The organism is Paraburkholderia sp. BL10I2N1 (assembly GCF_004361815.1).
Taxonomy (GTDB): Bacteria; Pseudomonadota; Gammaproteobacteria; order Burkholderiales; family Burkholderiaceae; genus Paraburkholderia.
In genome coordinates this window covers 821387-833846 of the sequence record NZ_SNWA01000001.1, presented here as the reverse complement: position 1 = coordinate 833846, position 12460 = coordinate 821387, and the positions used below count along the sequence as shown (strand labels likewise).

Genomic DNA, 12460 nt, shown 5'->3' with positions numbered 1-12460 from the left:
CGGCGACAGCCATGTTGAGCATGTCAGGCGCGGTAAAAGACAAAGGCCGGTTCTTTCGAACCGGCCTTTGTCTTTGGTGCTTCTACGTCCAGCGCTCAGTGGATATCAAACCTGTGCGCCGGCGTTCGGGTCGCCTGGATCATGGCGTTCCTTCTTGTCCTTGATCAGGTCTTCGCGTTTCACGCCCAGCCACATCGCGAGCGCCGCCGCAACGAACACCGACGAATAGATACCGAACAGGATACCGACCGTCAGGGCCAGCGCGAAGTAGTGCAGCGTCGGGCCGCCGAACAGGAACATCGACAGCACCATCATCTGCGTACAGCCGTGCGTGATGATGGTTCGCGACATCGTGCTCGTGATTGCATGGTTGATGACTTCGATCACCGTCATCTTGCGTTCGCGACGGAAGGTTTCGCGAATCCGGTCGAAGATAACGACCGATTCGTTCACCGAGTAACCGAGCACCGCGAGCACGGCAGCCAGCACCGACAGCGAGAACTCCCACTGGAAGAACGCGAAGAAACCGAGAATGATCACCACGTCGTGCAGGTTGGCGATCACGCCGGCGACGGCATATTTCCATTCGAAGCGGAACGACAGGTAGATCACGATGCCGACGACCACGCAGGCAAGCGCGAGCAGACCGTCGGTGGCGAGTTCCTTGCCGACCTGCGGGCCGACGAACTCGACGCGCTGCAACTGCGCCTGCGCGTTTTCGGCTTTCAGTGCGCTCATCACCTGGTCGCTCTGCTGCGCGGACGTAAGCCCCTGCTTGAGCGGCAGGCGGATCAGCACGTCGCGCGAGGTGCCGAAGTTCTGCACCTGCGCGTCGGCGTAACCGAGCTTGTCGAGCGTGTTACGCACCGGTTCGAGCGGTACGGCCGTCGGATACTGCACTTCGATGACCGTGCCGCCCGTGAATTCCACCGACAGATGCAGCCCGCGGTGCACGAGGAAAAACACGGCAGCGATAAACGTCAGGAGCGAAATCGCGTTGAACAGCAACGCGCGCTGCATGAACGGAATGTCTTTGCGGATACGGAAAAATTCCATGATCTTTTTCTCCGGGACTCAGCGGGATGAACCCGGTTTCCTGGGCGCACTGCCAGGATCGTTTCGGCGACGTACCACCGGCTTGCCGCTGCGCGCCGGCGCTTTGGCCGCATTGGCCTTCGCTGCGGCAGCGTTGTTGGCAACGATGGCCCTTGCGGTGTCGGTTGCCGCGTCGTCGTCGGTGAGCGCGGCGGCCGCACCTGCCGGCGTCGGCTTCCACACCTGACCGATGGCCAGCGACTTCAGCTTCTTCTTGCCGCCGTACCACAGGTTCACGAGACCGCGCGAGAAGAACACCGCAGAGAACATCGACGTCATGATGCCGATACAGTGCACGACCGCGAAGCCGCGCACCGGGCCCGAGCCGAACGCGAGCAGCGCGAGACCAGCGATCAGCGTCGTCACGTTCGAGTCGAGAATCGTCGCCCATGCGTGCGCATAGCCGTTCTGGATCGCGAGTTGCGGCGGTGCGCCGTTGCGCAGTTCTTCACGCACACGCTCGTTGATCAGCACGTTCGCGTCGATCGCCATACCGAGCGCGAGGGCGATAGCGGCGATACCCGGCAACGTCAGCGTGGCCTGCAGCATCGACAGAATCGCGATCAGCAGCAACAGGTTGACCGACAGCCCGATCATCGAGATCACACCGAACAGCATGTAGTACGCGATCATGAACACGGCGATCGCCGCAAAGCCCCACACGACCGAATGGAAGCCCTTCTTGATGTTGTCGGCGCCAAGGCTCGGGCCGATCGTGCGTTCCTCGATGATCTCCATCGGCGCTGCCAGCGAACCGGCGCGCAGCAGCAGCGCGAGATCGGCGGCGGCTTGCGGCGTCGGCTGGCCGGTGATCTGGAAGCGGTCACCCAGTTCCGACTGGATCGTCGCGACCGTCAACACTTCGCCCTTGCCCTTTTCGAACAGCACCATCGCCATCGGCTTGCCGATGTTGTCGCGCGACACGCTGCGCACCGCCCGGCCACCCGCCGAGTCGAGGCGGATGTTGACTGACGGACGCTGGTGTTCGTCGAAGCCGGCGGAGGCGTCGATGATGCGGTCGCCGGTGAAGATCACCTGCTTGCGCAGCAGCACCGGCGTCTGGTTGCCCTGGGTGAAGAGCTCGTCGCCCGGCGGCACCGGATCGTTCGGGTTCGGATGGGTATTCACCGGATCGGCAAGGCGCGCTTCGAGCGTCGCCGTGCGGCCGATGATGTCCTTCGCCTTCGCCGTGTCCTGCACGCCCGGCAGTTCGACCACAATACGGTCGGAGCCTTGCTGCTGGATCACCGGTTCGGCCACGCCGAGTTCGTTCACGCGGTTATGCAGCGTCGTGATGTTCTGCTTGATTGCGGCTTCCTGAACGGCTTTCTGCACCGCCGGCGTGAACGTGCCAACGACCTGCACACCGCCTACCGGATTCGGCTGCGTGGCCCACTGGAGTTCGGTGATGCCCGTATTCAGGAGCTTGAGCGCCGCATTGGCCGTGTCCGCATCGGCGAAATTCACTACCACCGACTGGTTGACGCGGTTCACGCCGCCATCGCGGATGTTCTTGTCACGCAGCAAGGTGCGGACGTCGGACGCATCCGAGTCGAGCTTCTTGTTCAGCGCGCCTGCCATGTCCACCTGCAGCAGGAAGTGCACCCCGCCGCGCAGGTCGAGACCAAGGTACATCGGCAATGCGCGAAGCGCGGTGAGCCAGCTGGGCGACGCGCTTTGCAGGTTCAGCGCCACGATGAACTGCGGATCCGTCGGATCGGCGTTCAGCGACTTCTGCAGCAGGTCTTTCACGCGCAGTTGCGTGTCGGTGTCCGTCAGACGCACGCGGATGTTCGCGTTGGTCTGGGAATTGTCGAACGTGATGGCGGCGGGCTTGATCTGGGCCGACGCCAGCGCGGCTTCGACCTGCGATAGCGTGGTCGAGTCGAGCTTGACCGTAGCCTTGCCGCTCGACACCTGGACCGCCGGCGCTTCACCGAAGAAGTTGGGCAACGTGTACACGAGGCCGATGACGAGCGCCACCAGCATCACGACATATTTCCAGAGGGGGTAACGATTCATGGGGATGGGCCCAACGGGAAGGTTGGCTTGGAAGCGATGCGTCCGGCGATGAGCGCGGGAACCGTGGGTATCAGGTCAGTGACGACTCAGGAAGCCGTTCAGGTTCCAGCGAGGCCGCGCCGGACGCGAGAGAGCAGGCCTTACAGCGACTTGATCGTGCCCTTCGGGAGAATCTGCGTAACCGATGCCTTCTGCACGGTGATTTCCGTGCCTTCGGCGATTTCGACGCCGACATAGGCATCGCTCACCTTGGTCACCTTGCCGACGATGCCGCCGTTGGTGACCACTTCGTCGCCCTTCGCCATGGCGGAGAGCATGTTGCGATGTTCCTTCTGGCGCTTCATTTGCGGGCGGATCATGATGAAGTACAGAACACCGAACATCAGGATCAGCGGCAGAAAGCTCATCAGACTCGATTCTGCGCCACCGGTGCCTTGCGCGAAGGCGTTGGAAATGAACGACACGTTGGTCTCTCCGTTATAACGATCAAAAAAAGCAGCCGGTTATTCTACCATCTGCCCTGGCCGCGACGGCACAGCAAAATGCGCTTTGCGATCAAGCTGTTATTGCGACAGAAACGGCTTGATCGAGATGTCGCGAAAGATAATTGTAAGGTTATGCTGGCCGGGGCAGCGCGAATCTTCAGGATAATCCGCTGGCGCCCGCCATGGGCGGGCTTCGGCGTAATTTCTGGGCGTTACGCGGGCGCTTCGACGCCGCGTGCGCGGTTCTCATGGAACTGCTTGCGGAACGTATCGAACAGGTGTGCTTCGATGGCGTCGCGCATTTCCTGCATCAGTTCGAGGTAGTAGTGCAGGTTGTGGATCGTGTTGAGTTGCGCGCCCAGAATCTCACCGACACGGTGCAGGTGGTGCAGATAACCGCGCGTAAAGTTGCGGCAGGTATAGCAGCCGCAATGCTCGTCGAGCGGGCGCAGCGAGTTCCTGTGCGTCGCGTTGCGGATCTTGATGTCGCCGAAACGGGTGAAGAGCCAGCCGTTGCGTGCATTGCGGGTCGGCATCACACAGTCGAACATGTCGATGCCCGCCGCCACGCCCGCCACCAGGTCTTCGGGCGTGCCGACGCCCATCAGGTAGTGCGGCTTGTTCGCCGGCAGCTTCGGGCCGATGTGGTTCAGCACGCGCATCATGTCTTCCTTCGGCTCGCCGACCGACAGCCCGCCGATCGCGAAGCCGTGGAAGTCGATCTCCGACAGGCCCGCGAGCGATTCGTCGCGCAGGTCTTCGAACATGCCGCCCTGGACGATGCCGAACAGCGCATTCGGATTGCCGAGCCGGTTGAATTCGTCGATGGAGCGCTTCGCCCAGCGCATCGACATGCGCATCGATCCGGCCGCTTCCGGGTGCGATGTCGGGACATTGTTCGTCGCGTACGGCGTGCACTCGTCGAATTGCATAACGATGTCCGAGTTCAGCACCTTCTGGATCTGCATCGACACCTCCGGTGACAGAAACAGCTTGTCGCCGTTGATCGGTGATGCGAACGTGACGCCATCTTCGGTGATTTTGCGCAGATCCCCCAGCGAAAAGACCTGAAAGCCGCCTGAGTCGGTAAGGATGGGCCTGTTCCAGCCCATGAAGCGATGCAGGCCGCCGTGTGCGGCGACGGTATCGAGTCCCGGACGCAGCCACAGATGGAACGTGTTGCCGAGGATGATCTGCGCGTGGATTTCGTCGAGTTCGCGAGGCTGGATCGCCTTCACGGTGCCGTAGGTGCCCACCGGCATGAAGATCGGCGTTTCGACGACGCCGTGATTGAGCGTCAGACGTCCGCGGCGTGCCTGGCCGTCGGTGGTGAGCAGGTCGAATCCGAGGCCGTTGGCGGGGCGCTCGCCCGCCTGTCTATCGTGGGCGGTGTGCGAATCGTTCGGGTTGTGGGTATGACCGTCGGTCATGGATGGCTCCTGTGCCACCGGAAAACAGTCCGGCGCAAATGATGAACGCCGTCGCGCGAGGCGCGGCGGCGGAGGTGATAGCTTAAAGCGTAAAGCGGGTTACGCGTCGCGGCGCGTCAGTAGCATGGCGTCGCCGTAGCTGAAGAAACGGTAACGCTCGTCGATCGCGTGCTGGTAAGCGGCGCGGATCGTGTCGACGCCGGCGAACGCCGAGACCAGCATCAGCAGTGTCGACTTCGGCAAATGGAAGTTCGTCACCAGCCGGTCGACGACGCGGAACCGGTAGCCCGGCGTGATGAAAATATCCGTCTCGGCGCTCGTTGCAGCGAGCGGACGGCCGGCGGCTTCGGCGTCGCGCGCCGCGGCTTCGAGCGCGCGCATTGACGTCGTGCCCACCGCGATCACGCGGTTGCCGCGCGAGCGCGTTGCCCCGATCCGGTCGACCAGCGTCTGCGGCAACTGATACCACTCGCTGTGCATCTTGTGCTCGGCGAGGTTTTCGACGCGCACCGGCTGGAACGTGCCTGCACCCACGTGCAGCGTCAGCGTCGCGCGTTCGACGCCTTTGGCGTCGAGCTTCGCCAGCAGCGAATCGTCGAAGTGCAGACCGGCGGTCGGTGCGGCCACGGCGCCAGGATTCTGCGCGAACACCGTTTGATAGCGGGTTTCGTCGGTCGCGTCCGGATCGTGCTCGATGTAGGGCGGCAGCGGCAGACGGCCGTACTGCTCGATCAGCGTCAGGCAGTCGGCCGGGAAATGCAGCGTGTAGAACGGTTCGACGCGCTCGCCGACGGTGACGTCGAACGCGTCGGCGAGGCGCAGCTTCGTGCCCGGACCGGGGCTCTTGCTGGCGCGGATCTGTGCGAGCGCCGTGCGCTCGCCAGTCAGCCGTTCGACCAGCACTTCGATCTTGCCGCCACTGGCCTTCTGGCCGAGGAAGCGTGCCTTCAGCACTTTGGTATCGTTGAACACCAGCAGATCGCCGGGAGCGATGCACTCCGGCAGTTCGGCGAAGCGGCGGTCGATGAAACGCGGGGGCTGCACCTCGCTGTCCACTTCGAGCAGACGGCTAGCGCTACGTTCGGGCAACGCGGTTTGCGCGATCAGCTCGGGCGGCAGCGCGAAATCGAAATCGGAAAGCGTGAACATGCGGACTGGCTGTAACAACTCTGGAAACGATGCTGAATTGAACCGGCGCCTGGCGGCGAGCGGCTATGATTGCGGAACGTTGCTGTGCGGGCCGCCGACGTTGAATACCCTGTTCCGGCGGCGCGCGGCATCGTTGCGATACCCCTGAAAGCCGATATTGTACTTGCGAAGCGACTCATGCCCCTGTCCGACCGCCGCCTCTTAGCCCATGCCGACGATGCCGACGATGCAAGCGCGGAAGTAAGCGCGGATGCAAGCGCCGAGCCGAAGCGCCGCGCGGCGCGGGGCAAGGCGGCGACTTCGTCACCGAGCGGAGCCGGCGACGCGAAAAGGGCCGCCCCGGCGCTGACCAGAACCGCCGACAAGTTGGCCAAGCTCGGCCTGACCCGCGACATCGATCTCGTGCTGCATCTGCCGATGCGCTATGAAGACGAAACCATGCTGACGCCGGTCGGCGAACTGCTGCCGGGCGGCATGGCGCAGAGCGAGGGCGTCGTGTTCGACAATGAGATCGCCTACCGGCCGCGCCGCCAGTTGCTGGTCAAGCTGAGGGACGACGCCGGCGATGAACTCGTGCTGCGCTTTCTCAACTTCTACGGCTCGCAGGTCAAGCAGATGGCCGTCGGCCAGCGTCTGCGCGTGCGCGGCGATGTCCGCGGCGGCTTCTTCGGGATGGAAATGGTGCATCCGGCGGTGCGCGTGGTCGAAGAGGATACGCCGCTGCCGCAGGCGCTCACGCCGGTTTATCCCGCCACCGCGGGCGTCACGCAGGCGTATCTGCGCAAGTCGATCGACAACGCGTTGTCGCGCACCGCGTTGCCCGAACTGTTGCCGGAGCCGATCGCACAGGCCTTTGTTCAGCCGCTTGGACTGCCACCGCTTGCCGAAGCGGTGCGCACGCTGCATCACCCGAGTGTCGATTCCGACGAAACCGCGCTGATCGATGGCACGCACCCGGCCTGGCTGCGCATCAAGTTCGAGGAACTGCTCGCGCAGCAGATGTCGCTCAAACGCGCGCATGAAGAGCGGCGCATGCGCACAGCGCCTGAGATGCCGCGTCGTGCGCCGACGGATTCCGGCTCGCTCGTCGCCCGCCTGCTCGCCGCGCTGCCGTTTGCGCTGACCGGCGCGCAGCAGCGCGTCTGCGCCGAAATCTCGCGGGATCTGACCCAGCCGCATCCGATGCAGCGTCTGTTGCAAGGCGACGTCGGCAGCGGCAAGACGGTCGTCGCGGCGCTCGCCGCCGCGCAGGCCATCGACTCGGGCTACCAGGCCGCCCTGATGGCGCCCACTGAAATTCTCGCCGAGCAGCACGCGCGCAAGCTGCGTGGCTGGCTCGAACCGCTTGGCGTGAGCGTCGCGTGGCTTGCCGGCAGTCTGAAAACGAAGGAGAAGCGCGCCGCGCTGGAGGCGGCGGCGCTTGGCACCGCCCACCTCGTGATCGGCACGCACGCGATCATCCAGGACGCGGTCGAGTTCGCGCGGCTCGGGCTCGTGATCGTCGACGAACAGCATCGTTTCGGCGTCGAGCAGCGGCTCGCGTTGCGTGCGAAGGCGCAGAACGCGGCCGACGGCGCGCGCGATTTTCAGCCTCACCAGTTGATGATGTCGGCGACGCCGATCCCGCGCACGCTCGCCATGACCTATTACGCCGATCTCGACGTCTCGACCATCGACGAACTGCCGCCCGGCCGCACGCCGATCCTGACGAAACTCGTATCCGATGCGCGCCGTGAAGAGGTCATCGGTCGCGTGCGCGAGGCGGCGCTGACGGGGCGTCAGGTGTACTGGGTGTGTCCGCTGATCGAGGAAAGCGAGACGCTGCAACTGCAGACTGCCGTCGAAACCTGGGAAACGCTGGTGGCCACGCTCCCCGAACTGAACGTCGGACTGGTACATGGCCGGCTGGCGCCTGCGGAGAAAGCCGCGGTGATGGGGGCGTTTACACGCAACGAAGTACAGTTGCTTGTGGCGACCACGGTGATCGAAGTGGGCGTCGACGTGCCGAACGCATCGCTGATGGTGATCGAGCACGCCGAGCGCTTTGGTCTGGCGCAATTGCACCAGTTGCGCGGGCGCGTCGGGCGAGGCAGCGCGGCGTCGGTGTGCGTGCTGCTGTACACCGGACCGCTGTCGCAGACGGCTCGTGCGCGCCTCCAGACGATGCGCGAAACCACCGATGGTTTCGAGATCGCGCGCCGCGACCTCGAAATCCGTGGACCGGGCGAATTCCTCGGGGCGCGGCAGTCGGGCGCCGCCATGCTGCGTTTTGCCGATCTCCAGCAGGACGGCTGGCTGATCGAGCCGGCACGTGAAGCCGCCGCACGGCTGCTGGCGGAGTATCCGCAGGTGGTCACACAGCATCTGGCGCGCTGGCTCGGCGCGCGCGAGCAGTACCTGAAGGCCTGACCCTGGCGGGGTGGACTGGGGCGTTAGGTGAGTGAGCGCGCGCCAGGGCGCTCCGCCCCTCATTCGAGGGCAATCCTGGTTGGCGAATTGGCCCCATAGGTGTATAACAGAAACCTATCGAATCCATCGCGCTGATTGGTCCCCAATGACGCTCACTGAATTGAAATACATCGTCGCGGTTGCGCGCGAGCGGCACTTCGGCCGGGCGGCCGAAGCGTGTTTCGTCAGCCAGCCGACGCTGTCGGTGGCGATCAAGAAGCTCGAGGACGAGCTCAACGTGCAGATTTTCGAGCGCGGTACGAGCGAAGTCAGCGTCACGCCAATCGGCGAGCAGATCGTCACGCAGGCGCAACGCGTGCTGGAACAGACGCTCGCCATCAAGGAAATCGCCAAGCAAGGCAAGGATCCGCTCGTCGGACCGCTGCGCCTCGGCGTGATCTACACGATCGGGCCCTACCTGCTGCCGACGCTCGTCAAGCAGATGATCCGGCGCGTCCCGCAAATGCCGCTGATGCTGCAGGAAAATTACACGCTGAAGCTGATCGAACTGCTAAAGCAGGGCGAAATCGACGTGGCGATCATGGCGCTGCCGTTCCCGGAGACGGGACTGATGCTGCGTCCGCTGTATGACGAGCCTTTCGTTGTCGCGCTGCCGTCCGGACATGCCTGGGAAACGCGTCCCAAGATCGATCCGGACGATCTGAAGCAGGAAACCATGCTGCTGCTGGGCAGCGGGCACTGCTTCCGCGATCACGTGCTTGGCGTGTGCCCCGAACTGATGCGCTTCTCCCAGAACGCGGACGGCATCCAGAAGACTTTCGAAGGCTCGTCGCTCGAAACGATCCGCCATATGGTGGCGAGCGGCGTGGGCATTACCGTGCTGCCGCGTATGTCGGTGCAGGAAGTCAAGCCGCACGCGGGCGGGGTCGACTCCGGCTTGCTGAGCTACGTGGCTTTCGACGAGCCCGTGCCGGATCGCCGTGTCGTGCTCGCGTGGCGCAAGAGTTTTACCCGGATGCCGGCAATCGATGCCATCTCCGACGCAATCGCCGCCTGCGATCTTTCCGGCGTGAAGAAGCTCGATCTGCCGGTCGCGGTGAACTGATCGCGGCCGGTAGTAGTGGCCGTGAGGCATCCGCGGCCGGCTTCGCCCAAGGCTTTGCATGACACGGGTGAGCGCTATCGAATAGATTTATTTAATCAAATTAAAAAAGTAGATAGCTATTGATATAGTTTCCTCCATGGATCGCCCGATCCGACAACGCCGGAGGAAACCATGAAGCAAGCCGAACCACGGCAATTCCACCAGTCCATTTCGCCACCCGCACAGTCTGCTGCGCGCATCGTTGCGTCGGTGCGCACGGTCGCGTTCGCATTGCTCGTCGACCGCGCGCTCGCGGCCTGATTCCCTGCTCCCGTCGATTTCTGCCACGACGTCGTCAGCGGCGTTTACGCGATTCTCTTTCAAACATAAAACCGAGGAGTTCAAAGATGTCCGAACGCAAACTCACCACGGCAGCCGGCGCGCCCGTCGCCGACAACCAGAACTCGATGACGGCCGGGGCGCGCGGCCCGGTCGCCTTGCAGGACGTGTGGCTGATCGAGAAGCTGGCGCACTTCGACCGCGAGGTGATTCCGGAGCGGCGCGTGCATGCGAAGGGCTCCGGCGCGTTCGGCACCCTCAAGGTTACGCACGACATCACGCGTTATACGAAAGCGAAGGTCTTCGCGGAAGTCGGCAAGGAAACGCCGCTTTTCATGCGCTTCTCGACGGTAGCGGGCGAGCGCGGCGCAGCCGACGCGGAACGCGACGTGCGTGGTTTCTCGATCAAGTTCTACACGGAAGAGGGTAACTGGGACGTGGTCGGCAACAACACGCCGGTGTTCTTTATCCGCGACCCGCTCAAGTTTCCGGACTTCATTCACACGCAGAAGCGTGATCCGTACACGAACATGCGCAGCAACATCGCGGCGTGGGATTTCTGGTCGCGGCATCCGGAGTCGCTGCATCAGGTGACCATCCTGATGAGCGATCGCGGCATTCCGAAGAACTACCGGAAGATGCACGGCTTCGGTTCGCACACGTTTTCGTTCATCAACGCGAACAACGAGCGATTCTGGGTGAAGTTCCACTTCAAGTCGATGCAGGGCATCGAAAACTACACCGATGCCGAAGCGGCGCAGGTGATCGCGAGCGACCGTGAGAGCGCGCAGCGTGATCTCGTCGGCAGTATCGACAGCGGCAACTTTCCGAAATGGCGCTTCTGCATCCAGGTGATGCCGGAGGCGGACGCGGCCACCTACCGCTACAATCCGTTCGACATCACGAAGGTCTGGCCGTACAGGGACTATCCGTTGATCGACGTCGGCGTCATCGAGTTGAACCGCAATGCGCAGAACTACTTTGCGGACGTCGAGCAGGCTGCGTTTACGCCGGCAAACGTGGTGCCGGGGATTGGCTTCTCGCCTGACCGCCTGTTGCAGGGACGTCTGTTCTCCTACGGCGACACCCAGCGTTACCGCCTTGGCATCAACCATCACCAGATTCCGGTGAACGCGTCGCGCGTGCAGGTCCAGCATTCGTTCCATCGCGACGGCGCGATGCGCACGGACGGCAACCTGGGTGGCACGGTGAACTATGAGCCGAACCGCTTCGGTGACTTTGCGCAGGATCGCAATGCGTCGGAGCCGCCGCTTGCCGTTGGCGCTCCCCAAGGGGACTTCCTGCGCGGCGCAGTCGATCGCTACGACCACCGCGAAGACGAGGACTACTACAGCCAGCCGGCCGCGCTGTTTCGCCTCTTCGATGCTGCGCAGCGCGAGCGGTTCTTCGGCAACATCGCGCGGCATATGCATGGTGTGCCGGATGAGATCGTCGCGCGTCAGATCGAGCATTTCCGCAGGATCGATCCGGCGTATGCGGACGGAGTGGTGGCTGCGCTCGTGAAGCTCGATGAAGCGGCGGCAGCGAAGTAACGTACCGGGGCGGGGTGCATCGGCGCCCCGCCGGACGAGGATGGATCAACGGAGAGCGATCATGATCCAGATGATGTTGAGTATCGGTGGCGAAGGCTTTGCACGGCGCAGCCACGCACGCACGAGTACGCTCGTCAGGAAAATGTTCGGACTCTCGATCGTCGGCAGCGGTTTTGCCGTGCTTGCCGCGCAAGGTCTGCAGCACCTGTCTGGCGGCTAGCTCGACAGGCACGCGACGGTTTGCCAATGCCCGGGTAGCACGCGTCTACGCTACACTGACGGGCGTTCCAGCGTCCCGGATGCATACGCAATCCCGAACCAGCCGACGGTTCGTATCACTCTTAAAAGGAGTCGTCATGGCCAAGAAAGAAGCCGTACAGCATGTCAATATCGGTATCAGCGACAAGGATCGCAAGAAGATCGCGGAAGGGCTGTCGCGCTTGCTCGCTGATACGTACACGCTCTACCTCAAGACCCACAACTTCCACTGGAATGTGACTGGCCCGATGTTCAACACGCTGCACTTGATGTTCGAGACGCAGTACACGGAACTCTCGATGGCCGTCGACCTGATCGCCGAACGCATCCGTGCGCTGGGTGTGCATGCCCCGGGGAGCTACAAGGAATTCGCGAAGCTGTCGTCGATTCCCGAAGCGGACGGCGTGCCGGCCGCGGAAGAAATGATCCGCCAGCTGGTGGAAGGCCAGGAAGCCGTGGTGCGTACCGCCCGCGGGATTTTCCCGTCGACGGAAGCCGCTAACGACGAGCCGACCGCCGATCTGCTGACGCAACGTATGCAGACGCATGAAAAAACTGCGTGGATGCTGCGCTCGATGCTGGCTTGAGTTTGAGGTTTCGCAGTGGCGGCCGGTGGCTGGATTGCCGGTCGTTGCG

At 63.2% G+C, this 12460-nt stretch carries 11 protein-coding genes; 6 read left to right on the top strand and 5 right to left on the bottom strand.

From position 1 onward, the window contains the following. Positions 1 to 105 precede the first annotated feature (105 nt). The 5 genes from secF to queA all read right to left on the bottom strand — a co-directional run bounded on the left by secF (position 106) and on the right by queA (position 6181). Entirely contained in the window at positions 106 to 1056 is a 951-nt protein-coding gene (gene secF / locus B0G77_RS03855; protein WP_133660921.1) for a protein translocase subunit SecF, read from the bottom strand. Between the two features lie 18 nt (positions 1057 to 1074). Then, positions 1075 to 3117 carry a protein translocase subunit SecD gene (gene secD / locus B0G77_RS03850; RefSeq protein WP_133660920.1) on the bottom strand — a complete coding sequence of 681 codons (2043 nt, stop codon included), beginning with the start codon at positions 3115 to 3117 and terminating at the stop codon, positions 1075 to 1077. Between the two features lie 140 nt (positions 3118 to 3257). Continuing rightward, positions 3258 to 3581, bottom strand: a complete 324-nt coding sequence (yajC, locus tag B0G77_RS03845) for a preprotein translocase subunit YajC (protein WP_133660919.1) — start codon at positions 3579 to 3581, stop codon at positions 3258 to 3260. Between the two features lie 233 nt (positions 3582 to 3814). Further along, positions 3815 to 5032, bottom strand: coding sequence for a tRNA guanosine(34) transglycosylase Tgt (gene tgt / locus B0G77_RS03840; RefSeq protein ID WP_133660918.1), 1218 nt, complete (start codon positions 5030 to 5032; stop codon positions 3815 to 3817). Between the two features lie 99 nt (positions 5033 to 5131). Further along, the gene (gene queA / locus B0G77_RS03835; RefSeq protein ID WP_133660917.1) at positions 5132 to 6181 is read right to left on the bottom strand and encodes a tRNA preQ1(34) S-adenosylmethionine ribosyltransferase-isomerase QueA; all 1050 of its coding nucleotides are present in this window, start codon (positions 6179 to 6181) and stop codon (positions 5132 to 5134) included. A gap of 177 nt (positions 6182 to 6358) precedes the next feature. On the opposite strand from queA, the gene recG reads away from it, so the two are divergent. The 6 genes from recG to B0G77_RS03815 all read left to right on the top strand — a co-directional run bounded on the left by recG (position 6359) and on the right by B0G77_RS03815 (position 12411). Beyond that, positions 6359 to 8590 carry an ATP-dependent DNA helicase RecG gene (gene recG / locus B0G77_RS03830; protein ID WP_133660916.1) on the top strand — a complete coding sequence of 744 codons (2232 nt, stop codon included), beginning with the start codon at positions 6359 to 6361 and terminating at the stop codon, positions 8588 to 8590. Between the two features lie 145 nt (positions 8591 to 8735). Beyond that, positions 8736 to 9695: a hydrogen peroxide-inducible genes activator gene (locus tag B0G77_RS03825; RefSeq protein ID WP_133660915.1), complete on the top strand. Its 960-nt coding sequence runs from the start codon at positions 8736 to 8738 to the stop codon at positions 9693 to 9695. 171 nt (positions 9696 to 9866) lie between these two features. Further along, positions 9867 to 9995 carry a hypothetical protein gene (locus B0G77_RS45230; protein WP_279571272.1) on the top strand — a complete coding sequence of 43 codons (129 nt, stop codon included), beginning with the start codon at positions 9867 to 9869 and terminating at the stop codon, positions 9993 to 9995. 86 nt (positions 9996 to 10081) lie between these two features. Further along, positions 10082 to 11566, top strand: coding sequence for a catalase (locus B0G77_RS03820; protein ID WP_133660914.1), 1485 nt, complete (start codon positions 10082 to 10084; stop codon positions 11564 to 11566). 61 nt (positions 11567 to 11627) lie between these two features. Continuing rightward, positions 11628 to 11786: a hypothetical protein gene (locus B0G77_RS43075; protein WP_166656117.1), complete on the top strand. Its 159-nt coding sequence runs from the start codon at positions 11628 to 11630 to the stop codon at positions 11784 to 11786. A gap of 136 nt (positions 11787 to 11922) precedes the next feature. Then, entirely contained in the window at positions 11923 to 12411 is a 489-nt protein-coding gene (locus B0G77_RS03815; RefSeq protein WP_133660913.1) for a Dps family protein, read from the top strand. The last annotated feature ends 49 nt before the right edge of the window (positions 12412 to 12460 follow it).

Bases quoted from the DNA above. Each gene is read 5' to 3' on its own strand.
- secF (WP_133660921.1), bottom strand. From the start codon at position 1,056: ATGGAATTTTTCCGTATCCGCAAAGACATTCCGTTCATGCAGCGCGCG.
- secD (WP_133660920.1), bottom strand. From the start codon at position 3,117: ATGAATCGTTACCCCCTCTGGAAATATGTCGTGATGCTGGTGGCGCTC.
- tgt (WP_133660918.1), bottom strand. From the start codon at position 5,032: ATGACCGACGGTCATACCCACAACCCGAACGATTCGCACACCGCCCAC.
- queA (WP_133660917.1), bottom strand. From the start codon at position 6,181: ATGTTCACGCTTTCCGATTTCGATTTCGCGCTGCCGCCCGAGCTGATC.
- recG (WP_133660916.1), top strand. From the start codon at position 6,359: ATGCCCCTGTCCGACCGCCGCCTCTTAGCCCATGCCGACGATGCCGAC.
- B0G77_RS03825 (WP_133660915.1), top strand. From the start codon at position 8,736: ATGACGCTCACTGAATTGAAATACATCGTCGCGGTTGCGCGCGAGCGG.
- B0G77_RS45230 (WP_279571272.1), top strand. From the start codon at position 9,867: ATGAAGCAAGCCGAACCACGGCAATTCCACCAGTCCATTTCGCCACCC.
- B0G77_RS03820 (WP_133660914.1), top strand. From the start codon at position 10,082: ATGTCCGAACGCAAACTCACCACGGCAGCCGGCGCGCCCGTCGCCGAC.
- B0G77_RS43075 (WP_166656117.1), top strand. From the start codon at position 11,628: ATGATCCAGATGATGTTGAGTATCGGTGGCGAAGGCTTTGCACGGCGC.
- B0G77_RS03815 (WP_133660913.1), top strand. From the start codon at position 11,923: ATGGCCAAGAAAGAAGCCGTACAGCATGTCAATATCGGTATCAGCGAC.